The 19,312-nt window shown below is 66.8% G+C and carries 15 protein-coding genes; 8 read left to right on the forward strand and 7 right to left on the reverse strand.

Features of this window, described 5'->3' with window-relative positions; genetic code table 11:
* Positions 1-146 precede the first annotated feature (146 nt).
* The 3 genes from LGY53_RS03710 to LGY53_RS03720 form a co-directional block, all read right to left on the reverse strand.
* The gene (locus LGY53_RS03710; protein ID WP_225725193.1) at positions 147-2,237 is read right to left on the reverse strand and encodes a thioredoxin domain-containing protein; all 2,091 of its coding nucleotides are present in this window, start codon (positions 2,235-2,237) and stop codon (positions 147-149) included.
* Between the two features lie 216 nt (positions 2,238-2,453).
* Complete coding sequence (locus tag LGY53_RS03715) at positions 2,454-3,494, reverse strand: hypothetical protein (protein ID WP_225725194.1); 1,041 nt, start codon at positions 3,492-3,494, stop codon at positions 2,454-2,456.
* 35 nt (positions 3,495-3,529) lie between these two features.
* Complete coding sequence (locus LGY53_RS03720) at positions 3,530-4,423, reverse strand: RNA polymerase sigma-70 factor (protein ID WP_225725195.1); 894 nt, start codon at positions 4,421-4,423, stop codon at positions 3,530-3,532.
* Between the two features lie 160 nt (positions 4,424-4,583).
* Between LGY53_RS03720 and LGY53_RS03725 the strand changes: the two genes are divergently transcribed.
* Together LGY53_RS03725 and LGY53_RS03730 are read left to right on the forward strand one after the other, a co-directional pair.
* Positions 4,584-5,774, forward strand: coding sequence for an FAD-dependent oxidoreductase (locus LGY53_RS03725; protein WP_225725196.1), 1,191 nt, complete (start codon positions 4,584-4,586; stop codon positions 5,772-5,774).
* A gap of 10 nt (positions 5,775-5,784) precedes the next feature.
* Positions 5,785-6,726, forward strand: coding sequence for a sigma-70 family RNA polymerase sigma factor (locus LGY53_RS03730; RefSeq protein WP_225725197.1), 942 nt, complete (start codon positions 5,785-5,787; stop codon positions 6,724-6,726).
* A gap of 160 nt (positions 6,727-6,886) precedes the next feature.
* Here LGY53_RS03730 and LGY53_RS03735 read toward each other — a convergent pair whose 3' ends face one another.
* The 4 genes from LGY53_RS03735 to LGY53_RS03750 all read right to left on the reverse strand — a co-directional run bounded on the left by LGY53_RS03735 (position 6,887) and on the right by LGY53_RS03750 (position 11,366).
* Positions 6,887-8,410, reverse strand: a complete 1,524-nt coding sequence (locus tag LGY53_RS03735) for an NAD(P)/FAD-dependent oxidoreductase (protein WP_225725198.1) — start codon at positions 8,408-8,410, stop codon at positions 6,887-6,889.
* Positions 8,411-8,444: 34 nt separating this feature from the next.
* Positions 8,445-9,302 (reverse strand): short-chain dehydrogenase/reductase, encoded by an 858-nt coding sequence (locus tag LGY53_RS03740; RefSeq protein WP_225725199.1) that lies wholly within the window; start codon positions 9,300-9,302, stop codon positions 8,445-8,447.
* 20 nt (positions 9,303-9,322) lie between these two features.
* Entirely contained in the window at positions 9,323-10,408 is a 1,086-nt protein-coding gene (locus LGY53_RS03745) for a PDR/VanB family oxidoreductase (protein ID WP_225725200.1), read from the reverse strand.
* A gap of 67 nt (positions 10,409-10,475) precedes the next feature.
* The gene (locus tag LGY53_RS03750) at positions 10,476-11,366 is read right to left on the reverse strand and encodes a metal-dependent hydrolase (protein ID WP_225725201.1); all 891 of its coding nucleotides are present in this window, start codon (positions 11,364-11,366) and stop codon (positions 10,476-10,478) included.
* Between the two features lie 68 nt (positions 11,367-11,434).
* Between LGY53_RS03750 and LGY53_RS03755 the strand changes: the two genes are divergently transcribed.
* The 6 genes from LGY53_RS03755 to LGY53_RS03780 all read left to right on the forward strand — a co-directional run bounded on the left by LGY53_RS03755 (position 11,435) and on the right by LGY53_RS03780 (position 19,296).
* Positions 11,435-12,040, forward strand: a complete 606-nt coding sequence (locus LGY53_RS03755; RefSeq protein ID WP_225725202.1) for a TetR/AcrR family transcriptional regulator — start codon at positions 11,435-11,437, stop codon at positions 12,038-12,040.
* A gap of 249 nt (positions 12,041-12,289) precedes the next feature.
* Complete coding sequence (locus tag LGY53_RS03760; RefSeq protein WP_225725203.1) at positions 12,290-13,108, forward strand: alpha/beta fold hydrolase; 819 nt, start codon at positions 12,290-12,292, stop codon at positions 13,106-13,108.
* A 336-nt stretch (positions 13,109-13,444) separates the two neighbouring features.
* Positions 13,445-14,563: an MFS transporter gene (locus LGY53_RS03765; protein ID WP_225725682.1), complete on the forward strand. Its 1,119-nt coding sequence runs from the start codon at positions 13,445-13,447 to the stop codon at positions 14,561-14,563.
* Positions 14,564-14,567: 4 nt separating this feature from the next.
* Entirely contained in the window at positions 14,568-15,803 is a 1,236-nt protein-coding gene (locus LGY53_RS03770) for an aminotransferase class I/II-fold pyridoxal phosphate-dependent enzyme (RefSeq protein ID WP_225725204.1), read from the forward strand.
* Entirely contained in the window at positions 15,800-17,365 is a 1,566-nt protein-coding gene (locus LGY53_RS03775; RefSeq protein WP_225725205.1) for an acyl-CoA carboxylase subunit beta, read from the forward strand. Before LGY53_RS03770 ends, LGY53_RS03775 begins: the two co-directional genes overlap by 4 nt.
* Positions 17,362-19,296 (forward strand): biotin carboxylase N-terminal domain-containing protein, encoded by a 1,935-nt coding sequence (locus LGY53_RS03780; RefSeq protein ID WP_225725206.1) that lies wholly within the window; start codon positions 17,362-17,364, stop codon positions 19,294-19,296. Before LGY53_RS03775 ends, LGY53_RS03780 begins: the two co-directional genes overlap by 4 nt.
* The last annotated feature ends 16 nt before the right edge of the window (positions 19,297-19,312 follow it).

Raw genomic sequence — 19,312 nt, forward strand, 5'->3', positions numbered from 1 at the left:
CAAAGTCCGGCCGGATGCAACCGCAGTCCAGCTGGTCGCCCGGCAAGGCGGAGGAGAAGCCGATATCGGAGTTGTATCGGCGAGGACAACGCGGCCGGACGGCAAGCTGGACTGCGGTGGCGCCGGATGGACTTTGAGGACAGAACCTAGGGGCGGGCGAGTGAGGCGCGGAGTTGCTCGGCGGTGGACACCGGTAAATCACAGACCGAACCGCGGCAGACGTAGGCGGCGGGTGCGCCGTCGTGCAGTGGACGGTCGGTGAGCAGGGGCGCGGAATCCGGTGCGGCGGCGAGGATTACCGAACCGCCGGGTGCGGCGGCCCGGGCGACGGCGAGCAGTTCCGCAGCGGTCGCGGGCCGCGCCGCATCGTGCACGACCGTCAGACGGGGAACCGAAGTCACCGCGGCGGTGGCGGATTCGGGCGTGGCGATGGCCACCTGCAGCGGTCCGCGCAACGCGGCCTCGGCGACGGTGAGCCAGTGGCCGCCCGACCGTGGGGCGCGCGCCAGGATGACCGCGCCGCGCGCGATGGCCTGATCGGCCAATTCGCGGTAGCGGGAGGCGTTTTCCGGATCGCTCACCGCCGAGGCGGTCAGCAGGGCCTCGGCCAGCGCCGACGCGCCCGCGGGTGTCGCGCCGTCGATGGGATCGCGCGGGCGGGCCACCAGCGTCTCGGCGTCATCTGCGGTGTCGAACCAGCTGCCGGGCGCGTCGGGGTCGGCGAAATGGTGAATCGCCTTATCCAGCAGGCGCTGCGCGTCGGTCAGCCAATTCGCTTGCCCCGTGGCCTGATACAGCGCGAGCAGGCCGGTGGTGAACCAGGCGTAATCCTCCAGGATGCCGGGTGAGACGCCGACGACACCGCCGAGCGATGCCCGCCGCACCCGGCCGTCGACGACGTGCTCGGCCAGCAGGAAGCGTGCGCACCCGGCCGCGGCGTCGATCCAATTCTGTTGTCCGAGTGCGGCTCCCGCCTCGGCCAGCGCGGTGATCGCCATACCGTTCCACGCGGTGACCACCTTGTCGTCTCGTGCGGGCTGCGGGCGCTTGTCCCGAACGGCCCGCAACGTCAACCGGATTCGCTGGAAGCGCGCGGAGTCCTCCGGATCCCGATACCGGGTGAGCACCGAGGTGCCGAGTTCGAAGGTCCCACCCGTCGTCACACCGAAAACCTCTGCGGCCCATGCGCCGTCGATCGGGCCGAGCTCGCCCATCAGCTCGGCGGGCGTCCACACATAGGTCGCGCCCTCGACACCGGGCCGCCCCGGTTCCAGGTGCGTGTCCGCGTCCAGCGCCGAGGCGAAGCCACCCGTCCCGGTCGCCAGATCGTCGAGTAGGAATTCCGCTGTCTCGCAGGCGATCCGGTGCGCGAACTCGGACCCGGTGCGGCGGGCCAGGTGGGCGTAGCCGCGCAGCAGCAGCGCGTTGTCGTAGAGCATCTTCTCGAAATGCGGCACCACCCAGGCCGCATCCACCGAGTAGCGGGCGAAGCCGCCCCGCAATTGGTCGTAGATACCACCACGGGCCATCGCCTCGGCCGTCCGCGAAACCGCCTGCAGCACTTCGGCTTTGCCGGTGCGTTCATAATCCCGCAGCAAACCCTCCAGCAATGCCGAGGGCGGAAACTTCGGCGCACCACCGAATCCACCGTACTTCGGATCCTCCTCGCGCAGCACCGCCGCGACGGCATGGTCGAGCAGTTCCGCGGTGAGGGTGACCCCCGCCTCCGGCAGCCCCGCCGCCTGCGCCCGCAGCGCCTCGGTCACCTGAGCCGACGCCTGATGCACCTCGTCGCGCCTCGTCTGCCAGGTATCAACGATCGCGGTGAGCAACTGGGTGAATGAGGGCATCCCACCCCGCGGCACCTTCGGGTAATAGGTACCGCAATAGAACGGCTCACCACCGGGCGTCAAAAAGCAGGTCATCGGCCACCCGCCCTGCCCCGTCATCGCGACCGTCGCATTCATGTACACCGCGTCGAGATCCGGCCGCTCCTCCCGATCCACCTTCACACACACGAAGTTCGCATTCATCAACTCCGCGGTCGCCACATCCTCGAACGACTCGTGCGCCATCACATGGCACCAGTGGCAACTCGCGTATCCGACCGACAGCAGGATCGGCACGTCCCGCGCTGCCGCCTCCGCCAACGCTGCGGCATCCCACTCGCGCCAATGCACCGGATTATCAGCGTGCTGACGCAGATAAGGCGATGTCGCACCAGCCAATTGGTTCATACCTACCAACCTCCTCGGTCAAGCCAGCACGCTCAACGATCGCCGGACGCCGTCTCGGTCCACAGGTTCAGGACTTGATCGAATGGCAACGCTGTCCTGTCACAAGCGCTGCGGACTCGTGCGCCATCACATGAAGGGTAGTGCGCCTCACATGACGAGCACACGGCCCGGGGCTCCGAGATGCGGACACCGGGAGACCCGGCTCATTTCAGCCGGTCACCGGTCACGAGGTGAATGTGCCACCGCTGCGGATTGCCGCCCGGAGATGCGCGAGCGGCCGCCGTCGGCACTCGGTCGAGCAGATCGCAATCCGCCGACCAGGCACAGTATTACGCCGAACGTGACCCATGCGACCAGCACGAACAGGGCGTGGGTCGCGCCGCGGCCGTCGAAGAAGGCGGTCGACCGGAGCAGTCGGCCTCCGGCCCCCGGCGGCAGCAGTTGGCCGAGCGCGCCGGACCATCCGGGCAGCATCTCCGGTGCGGTCGCGGTACCCGAAAGGGGGTTGCCGACAAGCATCATGATCACCGCACCGATCCCGATTCCGGCGTATCCGAGCAGCGATTCCAACCCGAGAACGGTCAGCGAGGTCGCCGCGATGGTCAGGCCGACAGCTCCGGCATTGGCCGGGTAGGACCCGCTCAGTGAGCCCAGCCAGAACTGCAGGACCGCGGCCACCGTCAGGCCGCCGGTGACCGCGAAAGCGACCGCGCCGATGGCTCGTTGGGCGATGCCGTGGACGAGCCTGGTCAACAGCACCGCGGCCAGCAGACCGCCCATCACCAGAGGCAGCGCGCCCGCGGACAGTCCGGCACCACGGGGATCGTCGGCGGGCAGCGCCGCGAGATCACGGACAGCGACCGGTGTACCGCCCGCTTGGCCGAGGCCGGTCGCCATGGCTTGCAGGGTCTGCGCGACCGCGGTGCTCGCGGCGGAGGCGACAATGACCTGCGGGGCACCGGAACTGAGGTCGATGGCCCCGTACACGCGCCGATCACCGATGAGCTTCTCGGCCGCCGCGGCGTCGGCTACCGCCGTTATCTCGAACCCGCCCGGCACCCGCTGTTCCAATGTGGTGCGAATCCGAGTGACCGCGGTGGGCGGCCCCGCGACTGCGATCGGCACATCGTGCACCGACGACCGTACTGAGGGCCAGGCGAAGGCGACGAGCAGGACACCGACGATCGCCGTGAGCAGGAGGACCGTTCCTGCCACCGCCGACCATCGGGACGCGGGTACATCGGTGGCGGTATTCATCTGTACTCCTTGAACATTGGGACTGTGACCGGCGCTCATCGCAGGGTGAGCGGGGTCTCGGTGTCGATGCGGGTCAGCTTTTGGGGATTGCGGACGTAGTAGAGGCCGGTGATGCGACCGTCTTCGACGCTCACCGCGATGACACCGTCGAGTTCGCCGTCGACGTGCAGAGCCAGGGCCGGGCCACCATTGACCGCGGTCGGCTCGACGGCGAGCGCGACGCCGTTCTTGGTGAGGCCGCCGACAATGAAGCGGGCCACCTTGTCCGCGCCGATAATCGGCCGTGGCGTGGCCTGCTTGATCCCGCCGCCGTCGCTGATCGCCACCACCTCGGAGGCGAGCACGTCGAGCAGGCCCTGCAGATTCCGGGTCTCGAGCGCCTGCCGGAAGGCTTGGAGCGCCACCTCGGCCTCTCGCGTGGTCACTATGCGGCGCGGGCGGCGCGCCTCGACGTGGCGGCGCGCCCGGTGGGCGATCTGGTGCACGGCGGCGGGCGTTTTGCCGACCGCCGCCGCGATCTCGTCGTAGCCGACCCCGAATGCTTCCCGCAGGACGAATACGGCTCGTTCGGTCGGGGTCAGTGTCTCGAGGACGAGCAGCAGTGCCATCGAAACACTCTCGGAGAGTTCGACATCGGCGGCCACATCGGGCGTGGTGAGCAGTGGTTCCGGCAGCCACGAACCCACATACGACTCCCGGCGGCGCTTCATCGAGCGCAGCCGGTTGAGCGCCTGCCGGGTGGTGATCCGAATCAAATAGGCGCGCGGATCGTCGACGTGCGCCGCATCGACGCCAACCCAGCGCAGCCAGGTCTCCTGCAGGACGTCGTCGACGTCGGTCACCGAACCGAGCATCTCGTAGGCGACGGTGAACAGCAGTTTGCGATGCGCGACAAACGTTTCCGTCGCCTCGACGGTGGTGTGGTCCATAGCCGAGATGTCTCCTTCGCTTCGACGGGCTCGAGCACAAGACACCGGATCGACGAGATTTCTGACAATCCCGGGGAGTGATCCACATCACCGGCCGATGCTGTCAGGAATTCGCGGGCTGTCTCGTTCAGGGAGCACCCGAACCAGACAGGAGCGAACCGTGCCGCACCGCATCGTCGTCCTCGGGGCCGGATACGCCGGAGCCTTCTCCGCCGGATACCTGGCCCGCCAACTGCATTCCGACGACTTCGAGATCACCGTCGTCAACGCCGAACCCGATTTCGTCGAGCGGCTGCGCCTGCATCAACTCGCCGCCGGGCGCGACCTGCGCCATCGGCCGCTGGCGGAAGTGTTCGCGGGCACCGGAATCCGGCTGCGGTTGGCCCGGATAACCAGCGTCGACGCCGCGCACAAAACCGTCACCATCGACGATGGCAATGCCACCGGCCGGATCGAATACGACACCCTCCTGTACGCGCTCGGTAGCACTGCCGCCGATCACGGCGTTGTGGGCGTCGCCGAGCACGCCTTCCATGTAGCGCAGCGACCGGCAGCGCTGCGCCTGCGCGCACGCCTCGATGAGCTGGGCGAGGGCGGGACGATGCTGGTGGTCGGCGGTAACCTGACCGCAATCGAGACCGCCACCGAAATCGCCGAAGCCCGTCCTGGACTCAGGGTCAGCCTCGCCACCAGCGGCGAACTGGGCGGCTGGCTGGGTCCGAAGGCCCGACGTCACCTGCTGCGCGCCTTCGACCGATTCGATATCACGGTCCACGAGCACACCACCATCGCGCGCGTCGAGAAGCGGGGGGCGATCGCCGACGACGGCACCGCCTTCGCCTCGGATGCGACCGTGTGGGCCGCCGGGTTCGCCGTCCATCCCATCGCCGCCGCCAGCGGACTCGAGGTTATGCCCAACGGGCAGATCACGGTCGACCGGCAGATGCGGTCGGTCTCGCACCCGGAGGTCTACGTCGCAGGTGACAGCGCCTTCATCATCGGCGAGAACGGTCATCCGCTGCCGATGTCCTGTGCTTCAGCGGGATACACCAGCGCGCAGGCGACGGCCGCGATCATCGGCGACCGGACCGGGCGCAAGATCAAGGCGACCGCGCTCACCTATTTCGGCAACCACATCAGCCTCGGCCGCAAGGACGCGATCTTCCAACTGGTCGATGCGGACGCGCGCGCGAAGCCCGGGGCCCTGTGCGGCCGGTCGGCGGCCCGGATCAAATCGGCGATCGTGGCGACCAGCGGCTGGGCGATCAGTCACCCGACCATGGGGAAACCGAGTCACAAATACCGCTCGGCCGCCGCCCGAGAGCACTCGCCCGAGCCGGTCGCCCGATAGATTCGTGCCGATGGACACTGCCACCGTGGCACGTTTCGAGGCCAGCCGCGATCGGCTGGCCTCCCTCGCCTATCGGCTGCTCGGCTCGGCCGCCGACGCCGAAGACACGGTGCAGGATGCGTTCCTGCGGTGGCAGGCCGCCGACCGGCAGTACCTCGACGCGCCCGAGGCTTGGCTTACCAAGATCGTCACCAACCTAGCGCTGGACCGGCTGCGTTCGGCGCAAGCACGACGCGAACGCGCGGTCGGCGCCTGGATGCCCGAACCGCTCCTGCACGGCGACCCGATGTTGGGCCCGGCCGACACCGTCGAGCAGCGTGAATCGGTGACCCTGGCGGTGCTGATGCTCATGGAGCGTCTGTCACCGGTCGAACGCGCCGTTTACGTACTGCGCGAAGCCTTTTCGTACCGTCATGCCGAGATAGCCGAGATTCTCGGCATCACCGAGTCCGCGAGCCAGCAGCACGCCCGCCGAGCCCGCCGTCGAATCACCGCCGCCGGCAAGGGAACCGACACCGACCAGGCCGCCGCGCGCCGAATCGTCGAGGCCTTTGCCAACGCCGCCGCCTCGGGCCGCACCGAACCCTTGATAGCTCTGCTGACCGATGACGCGACGGGAACCTCCGACAGCGCCGGAGTCGTGTTGGCCGCCAGGCTGATCCGATACTCGTCGCCCGAGCGGATCGCCCGCGCGGTACGCGCCGGCTTCAAACCGTCCCCGGCCAAGCGCAGACTCGCCGGCGGCTCCCCCTCGATCCATGCCGCCGTCGTCAACAACTGCCCGGCTATGCTCGCCACCCTCGACGACCGGGTGGTGGGCGTCACGATCCTGGAGATCCGAGACGACAAGATCGCAGGCGTGCGCGGCATCGCCACCCCGCACCGACTCGGTCGCCTCACCGAGGAGTGGCAGCGACAAGAGCATGCCGCACCGCTGATCGCTTCGTGGTAGCAGGTTCTCGCCAGATCCGCGAGATCAACTGGGGCCCAAAACTTTCCAACATCGAAGTCGTGGGCCATCACCTGAAGCGTAGTGCACCATCATCTGTCTGCCATCTGGCCAGGGTCGCTCAGCCGCACGAACACTGGCCGCCGTCCCGACCTATGCACCGTCAGACGTCCGCGGCGACCGAACCGCAACCGTGCCTGTCGAATCGATAGTCGTTGAGGCCGAAGGTTTTCTGGGCCCACATCGCGTGCACACCCGCGGTTGGTCGCAGGTACGGCGCGTCCCCGTGCTGATCGATGTAGTAGGTGTTGGATCCGGCGCAGGTCCGGTTGTGGAACATGGTCTTGCCCTCGCGGGAGTGCACGAATTCCATGAAGCGGTCCTGCGCCTCGGCGGTGACCTCGGCGCGGGTGGCGCCACGGCGGTGCGCGGCCCGGATCACCCGCATGGCGTGCTTGACGCAGATGTCGAAGGTGGCGAACAGTGACGAGCCGGTGACGCCGTAGGGGCCGGGGGTGAGGAACATATTCGGGAACCCGTGCACCGTGGTGCCCTCGTAGGATTGTCTGCGGTCGTGGTCCCAGCGCTCGTTGAGGGTTTCTCCGGCGGACCCGTACAGGTCGTAGGGCACGTCGAAGACTTTGAAACCTGTTGCCAGGACCATTGTGTCGATCTCCCGCTCGATGCCGTCGACGGTGCGGATCCCGTTCGGGGTGATCCGCTCGATGCCGTCGGTGATCAGTTCGACGTTGTCGCGCAGGTAGGTCCGGTAATAGGTGTTGGAGAACGACGGGCGCTTACAGCCGAAACCGTATGCGGGCGTGAGCTTTTCCCGTAGGGTCGGATCCTTCACCTGAGAATTCAGGAAGTTGCGCGCCATGGCCTCGGTGCCGCCGACGATGAAGGGTAGCTCCGCGTAGTGGACCGCGCCGAACGTCACGAACAGCTCAGCGAAGAGGTCGGTCGCCAGGCGCGCGGACCGCCGCGCCAACGGCAGTTTGTCCAAGGCGAGTCGGGTTATGCCGTCCAGCCGTGGATTCGGCTTCGGCAGCACCCAGATCGGCGTGCGCTGAAATACCTTCAGTGCGGCCACCTTCGGGGCGATCTCCGGAATCACCTGCAGCGCGGAGGCTCCGGTGCCGATCACGGCCACCCGCTCACCGGTCAGGTCGTGCGAATGGTCCCAGCGCATCGTGTAGTTCACGCGTCCGGCGAAATCATCCAGACCCGGAATAGTCGGCTTGGTCGGCGTGGAAAAGGTTCCATGACAGGCGAACAGGTAGCGCCCGGTCACCGTGCTGCCGTCGGTGAGTTCCAACCGCCACAGGTGATCGTCTTCGTCGAAACGCGCGACGGAGACCTCGCTGTCGAACCGGATGCGGTGCCGCAGGCCGTATTTCGCGGCACACCGCTTGGCATAGGTGAACAGCTCGGCTCCGGGTGCGAAGGCGCGTGACCACGCGTTCGGTTCGAAGCCGTAGCTGTAGCTGAACGACGGGATATCAACGGCCACACCGGGATAGGTGTTATCCCGCCATACGCCACCGACCTCGGATGCACGTTCGAGCATGACGAAGTCGTCGATACCCGCCCGGGTCAGCGCGATGGCGGCGGCCATACCGCCGAACCCGGCGCCGACAATGATCACCTCGTGCTCGGGTAGGCGATGCAAACCCTTGTCAGACATAGTTTTTCACCTTCCGTGACCGAGGGTGGCCGATTCAGGCCGCGGCGCGGCGTTCGATCTCCCGGATCACCGAGTGCATCAGCGGTAAACCGGCGGCGACGCGGTCGATGACGAGGTTCATCGGGCCACGCAGCAGTGAGTACTCCCGCCAGCCCGCCGGGGCGAAGGTGGCGGCGGCACGGCGGGTGATGCCGTCGGCGATCACGGTGGCGGCCCGCTCGGCGCTGATGCGCTGGTTGAACGGCCAGGGCAGGAACGAGTCCAGCTTGCGACCGATGGGGTCCTCGTCGATCGGCCGGGCCAGTGGCGTCCGAACGAAGCCGAAGTAGGCGAGTCCGGCGCTCGCGCCGACCGCGGCCAGTTCGATGCGCAGTGCGCGCCCGAGTTGTTCCACCCCGGCCTTGCTGATCATGTAGGGGGACAACCCGGCGGCGGGCGCGAACGCGGCGGCCGAGGCGACGATCACGACATGTCCTCTGGTGGCGGCGATCTGGTCGAGCGCGGGCCGCACGGTGTTGAACGCACCCACCAGGTTGATGTCGAGCACCCGGTCGAATTCGGCGGGATCGACGGTGCGCACGGTGGCCGGCGCCGGGGCGACCCCGGCATTGGCCACCACCACGTCGATGCGACCGAACCGATCGACCGCGGTGTCGATCGCCTGTGCCGTGGCGGTCCGGTCACGAATGTCGGCGGCCAGCGCCAGGGAGGTGGACCCGAAAGCCTTGGCGGCCAGGGTGATCGGTTCGGCGGCGACGTCGATCAGGACGAGTTTCGCGCCCCGGGAATGCAATTCGGCGGCCAGCGCCGCGCCGATACCGCTCGCGGCGCCGGTGACGACGACGACCTTGTCACGCACGTCGAAATCGCGACGGGTCGGAAACGGGAACATGGGCGGGCTCCTTTGCTCGCTCAGAGATCGAGGACCAGGCGGTCGGTGCAGCGGGATACGCAGATGAGCATCGAATCGGCCCCGGCGAATGCCCTGTCACCACCGTGCCGCTCGACCGTGCCGTCCAGCACCGTGGTCCGGCAGCTGCCGCAGAAGCCCTGCTGGCATGAATAGGGCACGCCGGGCACCGCCTGTTTCACCGCAGCCAGCACCGATTGCTGGGCTCCGACCTCGACAGTGATTGCGCTGCGGCGCAATTCGACCTGAAACGGGCTGCCGCCGAGTACCGGTGGCGGCGAGAAGCGTTCGGTGTGCAGCTCGTATCCGGTGCCCCGTGCGGTGAGGGTGCGCCGCGCACCGTCCAGAATCGGGGGCGGACCGCACACGTAGGCGGCCTCGTTCCGGGGCATATCGGCGAACAGGGCGGGAATATCGGGCACGCCGGATTCGTCGTCGGTGCGGATGTCCACTCGACCCGAGGTGTATCCGGCCAGCTCGTCACGGAATGGCATCGACTCGCGGCTACGGCCCAAATACACCAGCCGCCAAGGGATTCCGTGCCGGTGCGCGGTGCGCACCATGGGCAGGATCGGGGTGATGCCGATGCCACCGGCCACGAAGTAGTACCGCCGCGCCGCCACCATCCGGAAGGCGTTGCGGGGTCCGCGAATGTGCACGAGCTCCCCGGCCCGCAGGGTCTCGTGCACTTCTAGTGATCCGCCGCCGCCATCGGCTATGCGCCGCACCGCGATTCGGTATCGGAACCTGTCCTCCGGGTCGCCGCACAGCGAATACTGCCGCTGTCTGCCCGATGGCAGGAACACATCCAGATGCGCCCCCGGAACCCACCGCGGCAAGGCGCGCCCGTCCGGCGCGACCAGCGTCAGGCCGACCACATCCTCGGCCGCCGCGGTCACCGACTCGATGGCGAGATTCAGGTCGAATCCGGTGCGCCGCACCGGATTTGCGAGCGAGATCCGAGACGTCAGCGGGTTTACCGCCACCAGTCGCTTGTAGCCGCCGGCCAGGCCGAGCATCAAACGCATCCCTGGATGCACGTGTCCCGGGTCCGGAATGGGCGTGTCCCCATGCACCAATTCCTTCATTGCACGCCTCCCAACAACGTGCCCGTCGGCTCCGAGGGAGTTGATTTCATCGTGCCGACCTTTCCGGTCAGTGCTGGGCCGCGCGGGCGGCCGGTGAGGTCGCCAGATATTGCAGGGCCTTGTCGAGGCTGCCCATCGACGACGGGTGGAATCCCGGCGCGAGATAGGGCGGGATCTCGGTGAAGAAGAATCCGAATTTGGGTATCAAGCCGCGCCGCATCGCGCGAACGGCCTCGATCGGCCACGGCTTCCACCACCGATAGTCAGGGTCCTGGCGGTAGAGCCGGTCGACGACGATGAAAGTGGTGCCCAACAGGCCGATGCTCCCGATGGCGACGGTGCGGGCACGTCGAAGGTAACCGCCGTCGAGGTGCTGGAAGATATCGAACAACACGTTGCGGTGCTCGACTTCCTCGGCGCCGTGCCAGCGCAACAGATCCAGCATCATCGGATGCATGCCCGCGGTTTCGAGCTCGTCGACGTCGAGGAACCACTGCCCGATGATCGCGGTGAAATGCTCCATCCCGGCATAGAACGCCAGTCGCTCCCTGAGCCATTCTTGTTTGGCGCGACCGGTCAGCCCGTGATCGCCGAAGATCACGCGCAGCATGTGCTCGACGTGTCGCACGATCGAATCGATGTCGATGCCCTGTTCGGCCAGCCGCTCGTGATAGCCGCCGTGCGAGTTGGCGTGCATCGCCTCCTGCCCGATGAAACCGATCGCCTCCTCACGCAGGCGCTCATCGGTGATGTAGGGCAGCGCCTCGGCCACGCAGCCGGCCATCATCTGCTCGCCCAGCGGGACGATCAGATGCATCACATTCCACAGGTGCGACGCGAACGGTTCACCCGGGATGTAGTGCAAAGGCACGTCGCGCCAGTCGAATTCGACGTCGCGCGCGGCGATCACATGCGCTTCCTCGGTATAGGGCCGCGCCGTTGCGGTGTTCCTCGTCATGAGTCGAGAATACAAAGATACAAATCGAAGCGCAATGTATCTTTGTTCGGGCACGGTAATCTGACGCCATGCCAGCCGCCTCCGTCGATCCGCTCACCGATGACATCCTCGACGCCGCCCTGGCCGTCTTCGAGGACGTCGGCATCCGCAGGAGCACCATCGACGACATCGCCCGCCGGGCCGGCATCAAACGGGTCACCGTCTACCGCCGCATGGGTTCCAAAGACGATGTGGTCCGCGCCGTGGTCCTGCGCGAATCTCAGCGGATCATCGCGACGGTGGCCGAACGCGCGAACGCCACCGGCACCCTCGAAGACCGCATCGCGGCCACCTTCACCGGACTGGTCCTCGCCCTACGGGACCACCCCCTCTACACCCGCATGCTGCGACTCGAACCCGACACCACCCTGCCGCGCATCACCATCGACGCCGCCGAACCATTGACCTGGGCCATCCACGCCGCCGTCATGATCCTCGGCCCCGACCTACCCGACCACCTCGCCGATACCGACCTGCTCACCGAGCGCGTCGAAATCATCGCGCGCACAATCCATTCCCTGATACTCACCCCCAAAGCCGTCACCGACCTGCACACCGAAGCCCAGCTCACCCGCTTCGCCCACCGACACATCACGCCCCTCCTGACCGCACCCCTACCCGCCACCCAGCCCTGACGAGGCAAAGCGCACACACCGGTGGCGCGAGGTCACACCCCCCACGACCACGAATTCGCTTGCCGCGGAGCTTGGTCATATCGTCCACGCCAACGATTCGGCGTCCGCTGCTCGGATAGCTGCTCGCCGCAGCGCGAAATGTACTTAGGGCCGGCGCGGAAAGTACTTATGCGCGACTGATTCCCTGGCCTTCGGATCTCAATAGCGTTGTGGGCAACACGAACAACCACGGACGATCAGGAGAATCCGATGCCCTACTTCGACTCGCACGATGGCACCCGGCTGCACTACCAGGACTGGGGTAGCGGACAGGCGGTGCTGTTTCTCGCCGGTGGCTGGCTCAGCAGCACCTCCTGGGAGTTGCAGATGCTGCCGCTGTCCCGGCAGGGGCTGCGGTGCCTGTCCTACGACCGGCGTGGACACGGCAAGTCCGACTGGGTCGGCCACGGTTACGACTACGACACCCTTTCAGAGGATCTGGCGGCGTTCCTGGAACACCTCGACCTGCGCGATGTCGTGGTGGTCGCGCATTCCATGGCCGGTGGCGAGATCGTCCGGTATCTGACTCGGCACGGCAGCGACCGGATCAATCGGATCATGTTGGTCTCGGCGACCCTGCCGTTCATGGCTCAGACCGCCGACAACCCGGACGGTATCCCGAAGGCCGTCGCCGACGCGGTGAACGCGGCCCGCGCCGCCGACCGGCCGCTGTGGATGGAACAGAATGCGCAGGCATTCTTCGCAACCCACTTGGGCAACCAGGTGTCTTCCGCGCGCATCGCGTGGATGGTGCAGAAATGCATGGACTGCTCGTTGCTGGCGGCCGGCGCGGTGATGGAGACCATCTTCACCACCGACTTCCGCGCCGAACTGCGCGAGATCACGGTACCCACCATGATCATCCACGGTGACGCCGATGCCTCCGCGATGATCGAACTCTGCGGACGCAAGACCAAGGATCTGATCCCCGTGAACACCTACAAGGAATACCCGGCGACCGGTCACGGCATCATGATCACGCACGCCGCCCAGCTCAATGCCGACATCGTGGACTTCATCAAGTCCTGATCACCGCAAGGCAGAACCGGGACAAGCGATTTCGGTCACATGGCACCGAAATCGCTTGTCCCCGAAGGTTCCTCGGGGGATGGGAAGAATCACTGAGATTCTAATTATGTTCGACTGACGCTACCGCGGCGTAAATCTGTAGGTCGGATCCGAAATCCGGACGAATGACCGCTGACGTTCTTCGCTGACACCAGAGATTCCAGGTGTGGTCGGACGAAGTTCGGCGCGCGTCTGTGGGGCGTAGGGGAAACCGAATTGATTGTGCCGCAACAGGCCGGCGGGTTGTCGACTGCGACGATACCGCGCCGGGCCATTGTCGCGTCCGCGTGTGGCGCGGTGATCGTCGCGCAGATGGCGACCACTATTTACCTTCCCGGCATGCCAGCGTTGGGCGCGGATATCGGGGCGGGTGATGGCACACTTCAGCTTTCGGTCGCCCTGTTCGTGGTGTTCGCCGCGCTTCCGGTCGTCGCGTGGGGGCGGGCGGCGGAGCAGTTCGGCCGGGTGCCCGCATTCGTCGCGGCCGGACTGTGCTTCATCCTGGCCAGCGCGGGCCTGGCGCTGATCACGAACGCTCCGGAGCTGCTCACCCTGCGTGTGATGCAGGCGATCGGCGCGGGCGGTGTCGCGGTGGTCGGGCGGATGATGGTGAAAGACCTGTTCACCGGCGCCGAACTCGCGCGGCAACTCGCACTGCTCTCGATGGCATTCGTCGTCGCGCTCGGCGGCGGGCAGGTGATCGGCGGCATCCTCACCTCCACACTCGGGTGGCGATACGGATTCGCCGTATTGGCCGTGCTCGCCGTCATACCCGTTGTTTTCGCGCTGCGGGTATCGCTCCCGCCGCCGGATCGTAAATCCCGGGACAAGGGGACGGCTCGACGGCTGCTCGGCGACCGAGTCTTCATCACCGCCGCCGTCGCGGGCGGTATCGGATTCGCCATCATCGTCATGATCCAGCAGAAGTCCGCATTCGTCTTCTCGGACGGATTCGCGCTGCCGCCTTGGGTTTTCGGCCTCTTCGGCGTGCTGTACGGCGCGGCGTATTTCGCGGGCGCCACCTATGTGCGGCGGCGGGTGAGCGGGGTGGGCGCACGCGCGATGATGCGGCAGGGCGCCTGGATAATGCTCGCCGGTTGCGTACTGATCACCATCGTCTGGGTGGGCGATCTGCACCGGGCGATCGCGCTCCCGATCTTTCTCGCCGGATACGTCACAACGACCTTCGGACAGGCCACGCTGTTCCCCAACAGTGCGGCGCATGCCGTCAGCCACCTCGTCTCCGGCGGCGCGATCGCCGTCTCGTGGTGCGCGCTGATCCAGCAGGGTCTCGCGGGCGTCGCCTCGCTGGCAGGCCCGTCACTCACCGGGCTGCTCGCCTGGTCCATCGCCATCACCTCGCTCGCCGCCGTGAACGTACTGGTCGCCGCGGCTCCCTCGCCGACAAAGGAATAATCGAGTGGTCATTCACCAATTCGCCAATATTCGCAGGCAATTACAACTGAGCAATACCTTCTGGGATGACAGCACCACCCACGGCCTGGTCGATATCGTCGCCGCCGATATGCGCGACGGAATAGTCAACGACCGTGCCGGGCGGACGATCGTCAACTTCTCCTCGTATTCCTATCTCGGCCTGGACAGCGACCCGCGGATAATCGCCGGAGCCCATCGAGGTTTGGACGAAACGGCGACGATCAATTCGTCCATATCCCGCATGCGGATTCGGCTGTCGCTGCTGGAGGAGGCCGAGCAGCGCCTGTCGCTGACCTTCGGCGCCCAGGCCGTCACCGTATCGTCGTGTGCGGCCGCGGCATGGGCGACCCTGCCGCTGCTGGCCTCCGGGGAGTTCACCGACGGGCACCCACCGCTGGTGGTATTCGACAAGAACGCGCACTTCTGCCTGAACGCGATGAAACCGCTGGTCGCGGATGAGACCGAACTGGTCACGATCGACCACAACGATATCGAGGCGTTGGAACAGTTGTGCCGCAAGCATTCTCACGTGGCCTACATTGCCGACGGCGTGTACAGCACCGGCGGCGGGGCGCCGCTGGATGAGCTGCACCGGCTGCAGGACCGATACGGACTTTTCTTGTATTTCGATGAGGCGCACGGTATTTCGACGCTCGGTCGACGTGGCCGCGGTTATGTCCTCGGCGGCTACGACGGCTGGCGGGACCGGACCCTCATAATCGCCTCGCTGAACAAGGGATTCGGCGCGAGCGGCGGTGTCATCTTCTTCGGCCCGCCCGGCGACGATTCCCGCAAACCCACGTTACTGCGCACCAGCGGACCGCTGATGTGGTCGCAGCGAATCAATACCGCCGGTCTCGGAGCCATCGTCGCGTCCTGCGAGCTGCACGACGACGGCACCGTCGATCGGCTGCAGATCGACCTGCGTGAACGGGTGCGCCTGTTCGACTCGCTGGTCGATACCGACCTCGCCGGTGACGGGCTGCCCATTCGGTTCGTCAATATCGGCCGGGAGGACACCACCGTCGCCGTGGCGAAGGACATGCTCGACGCGGGCTTCTACACCTCCCCCGTCTTCTTCCCGATTATCCGCCGCGGCAGCGCGGGCCTGCGCCTGATGTTGCGAGCGGACTTGGAGCCCAACACGATTCGGCGCTTCGCCGACACCCTCACCGCGAGCCTCGCCGCCCATCGCGATCGGGAGGAGCTACCCGCATGACCGTAACCGTCGAGAACCACACCGAATTCGAGGCTCAGCGTCGACTGCTGCGCGACCGCTTCGCCGAGGTCGTATCGCCGCGACGCCGACCCGGTGACGCCAAACTGCCGGTGCGCGAACGAGTTAACCGCATACTCGACCCGGGAACACCTTTCCTGGAGATCGGCCGATTGGCCGCACACGAGGTGTACGACACCGACCTGCCCGCCGCCGCGCTCATCGTCGGCATCGGAACCATCCACGGCAGGCCCTGCATGGTGTTCGCGAACGACCCGCACGTCAAGGGCGGAACCTACTACCCGCTCACCATCAAGAAGCAGCTGCGCGGGCAGAAGCTGGCCCGCGAATATCGGCTCCCCTGTGTGTATTTGGCGGATTCGGGCGGTATCTACCTGCCGTTGCAGGAGGAGATCTTCCCGGACGAGGAGCACCTCGGGAAGATGTTCCGCAATATCGCGGAGATGTCGGCCATGGGTCTGCCGCAGATTTCGGCCGTGCTCGGCATCTGCACCGCAGGCGGTGCGTACATACCGGCGATGAGCGACGAAACGGTGATGGTGCAGGATCTCAGCACCGTCTTCCTCGGCGGACCGCAATTGGTGGAGGCCGCCACCGGGATCAAGGTCGACGCGCAGGCACTCGGCGGCGCGGCCCTGCATGTCCGGGAAACCGCCGTGGCGGACCATCTCGCGGCGAACGAGGAAGAAGCGCTGGCGATGGTCCGGGAAATCGTCTCGCGTACACCCGGCGACCGAGTGCGCCCACCCGCGTTCGAGGCCCTCGAACCCGTCGACGATCCGGCGCGGCTCCCGGCCCTGATACCGGCGACGACCAAGAAGGAGATGGACGTTCGCGCGATCCTGCGCTGCGTCGTCGATGCCACCTCCTGGATCGAATACCGCAAGGATTACGGCATCACCATCGTCTGCGCGACCGCGCGCATCGCCGGATACGAGGTCGGTATCGTCGCGAATCAGGGCGTGATCTTCCCCGACAGCGCGCTCAAGGCGACCAATTTCATTCAGATCTGCAATCAGCGCCGGATCCCACTGTTGTTCGTGCACAACGTAAGTGGGTTCATGGTCGGCGAGCAGTACGAGCGGGCCGGCATCGCAAAGCACGGCGCGAAGATGGTGAACGCCGTCTCCTGCGCCACCGTCCCCAAGATCTCGCTGGTGATCGGCGGCAGCTTCGGCGCGGCCAACTTCGCCATGTCGGGCCGATCGATGGGCGGCCAGTTCATGGCCATGTGGCCCAATGCCCGCTCCACCGGAGTCGGCGGCGAGCAGGCGGCCGCGGTGATGGCCATCCTCAAACGGGACCGACTGCGCCGCGAAGGCAAGGAATTGAGCGCCGCCGAGGAAGCCGCCATCAAGCAGCCGATCATCGACAGCTTCGAACGGCAGTCGCTGCCCGCCTACATTGCCGCACGCATGTGGGTCGACGCGGTGATCGAGCCCGAGGATACGAGATCCTGGCTCGCACAATGCCTTTCGCTGGCGCACGAACGCTGGGATCGGCCGGACCCGGCCGCCGCCACCTTCGGGGTGTTCCGGCTGTGATCACGAAGCTGCTCATCGCGAACCGGGGCGAGATCGCCGCCCGCATCGCGCGCACCTGCGATCGCCTCGGCATCGACTACGTCACCGTGAGCGTGGACGAGGACCGGACGCTGACCTATCACGACGCGGCGGTCGCGACCGTGCGCCTGGCGGCGGGCGGATATCTCGATGCCGCGGCGCTGGTCCGGGCCGCTACCGAAACCGGCTGCGACGCAGTGCATCCCGGTTATGGCTTCCTGTCCGAGAACGCCGCGTTCGCCCGCGCGGTCCGGGCCGCCGGATTGGTGTTCGTCGGCCCGAGCTCACAGGTGATCGAATCCATGGCCGATAAGGCGTCCGCGCGCCGGGTGATGGTCGACGCGGGTGTTCCGGTATTGCCCGGAACCCGGGAGGCGACCGACGATATCGACGCCCTGGTCCGCGCCGCGGCGGATATCGGGTTTCCGCTGATCGTCAAGCCCGCGGGCGGTGGCGGCGGCAAGGGTATGTCGGTGGTGCGCTCCGCCGCCGGGCTGCGCGAGGCGCTGGCCTCGGCGGCCCGCACCGCGAACGCGGCCTTTGCCGACCCGCGCCTGCACCTGGAGCGTTACGCCGAGCACGCCCGGCATATCGAGGTGCAGGTGTTCGGCGACGAATTCGGTTCTGTCGTACACCTTTTCGACCGCGACTGTTCGCTGCAGCGGCGGCATCAGAAGGTGATCGAGGAAGCGCCCGCACCGAGGATCCCGGACGTCATCCGAGGGCAGATCTTCGACGCCGCCGTGCGCGGCGCGCGGGCACTGCACTACACCGGCGCGGGAACCTTCGAATTCCTGCTGATAGGCGACGAATTCTTCTTCATCGAGATGAATACGCGGCTGCAGGTCGAGCACACCGTCACCGAGGAGATCACCGGCATCGACCTGGTGGACTGGCAGCTGCGGGTCGCCTCCGGCGCACCGCTGCCCGCCACCCAGGAGGAGATCACTTACGCGGGCGCCTCGGTGCAGGTCCGGGTGTATGCCGAGGATCCGTTCCGGTCCTTCCTGCCGTGCCCGGGCGAGCTCGAGGTCACCCAGTGGCCCGATGTCCGCATCGAGCGCGCCTTCACCCGCCGCCTGCACGTCACCGGTGGCTTCGACCCGATGATCGCCAAACTCGTGGCGACCGGCGCCACTCGGGCGCAGGCGCTGGCCGCCGCTCGGCGCGCCTGTGCACAGCTGCGCTGGCGCGGCATCTCGACGAACCTCGGATTCGTCGCCCACATCCTCGATACACCGGAAGTCGCTGCGGCAGAACATGATACGGCCTATCTGGACCGGATCGACCCGATCGAGGAGTTCACCGATCCAGACCGGCTCAGCGCCATCGCGGTGGCCGCGACGCTGACCGCACCCGACCGCGCCACACCGTGGTCGGCGGGCGCTCCGGCGGGCGACCGCGCCTGGTTGGATCCCGCGGGCCGCGAACTCGGCAGCATCGACCTCTCGGTCGACGGCCGCCCGTTCACGGTCCGGGTCAGCGGTTACGACGGCCGCGCGGTACTGCTGCGCACCGACACCGAAGCGGATGTGGCCGCGATTCACGTTGACGCGGAGACAGTTTCGCTCGACTCGACGCTCAGCACGGTCCGTCGTCTCGGCGCGGGCTGGGTCAGCCAGGTGGCAGGGGTTTCCCGGGAGGTGCGGTACGCCGAATACCGCACGCTCGGCGCGGCCGCGGCGGATCCCGAGATCCGTTCGCCCATGCCCGGCACGCTCGTGCGGCTCCATGTCGTATCCGGTACGCAGGTCGAACAGGGGCAGCTGCTCGGCGTGGTCGAGGCCATGAAGATGGAACACGAGCTGACGGCAACCCATTCGGGAATCGTCACCGTGACGGCGTCGGAGGGGGCGGTCGTCACCACCGATCAATCAATATTTCTCATCGAGGAGAGGAGCGCGGCGCAGTGATGCGAAAGCGACCGAT

It is taken from the genome of Nocardia sp. JCM 34519.1 (assembly GCF_020361265.1).
In the GTDB taxonomy this organism is placed as follows: Bacteria; Actinomycetota; Actinomycetes; order Mycobacteriales; family Mycobacteriaceae; genus Nocardia; species Nocardia arthritidis_A.

Excerpts from the sequence above, each read along its gene's own strand:
- LGY53_RS03710 (WP_225725193.1), bottom strand. The coding sequence starts at position 2,237 with ATGAACCAATTGGCTGGTGCGACATCGCCTTATCTGCGTCAGCACGCT.
- LGY53_RS03715 (WP_225725194.1), bottom strand. The coding sequence starts at position 3,494 with ATGAATACCGCCACCGATGTACCCGCGTCCCGATGGTCGGCGGTGGCA.
- LGY53_RS03720 (WP_225725195.1), bottom strand. The coding sequence starts at position 4,423 with ATGGACCACACCACCGTCGAGGCGACGGAAACGTTTGTCGCGCATCGC.
- LGY53_RS03730 (WP_225725197.1), top strand. The coding sequence starts at position 5,785 with ATGGACACTGCCACCGTGGCACGTTTCGAGGCCAGCCGCGATCGGCTG.
- LGY53_RS03735 (WP_225725198.1), bottom strand. The coding sequence starts at position 8,410 with ATGTCTGACAAGGGTTTGCATCGCCTACCCGAGCACGAGGTGATCATT.
- LGY53_RS03740 (WP_225725199.1), bottom strand. The coding sequence starts at position 9,302 with ATGTTCCCGTTTCCGACCCGTCGCGATTTCGACGTGCGTGACAAGGTC.
- LGY53_RS03745 (WP_225725200.1), bottom strand. The coding sequence starts at position 10,408 with ATGAAGGAATTGGTGCATGGGGACACGCCCATTCCGGACCCGGGACAC.
- LGY53_RS03750 (WP_225725201.1), bottom strand. The coding sequence starts at position 11,366 with ATGACGAGGAACACCGCAACGGCGCGGCCCTATACCGAGGAAGCGCAT.
- LGY53_RS03755 (WP_225725202.1), top strand. The coding sequence starts at position 11,435 with ATGCCAGCCGCCTCCGTCGATCCGCTCACCGATGACATCCTCGACGCC.
- LGY53_RS03760 (WP_225725203.1), top strand. The coding sequence starts at position 12,290 with ATGCCCTACTTCGACTCGCACGATGGCACCCGGCTGCACTACCAGGAC.
- LGY53_RS03775 (WP_225725205.1), top strand. The coding sequence starts at position 15,800 with ATGACCGTAACCGTCGAGAACCACACCGAATTCGAGGCTCAGCGTCGA.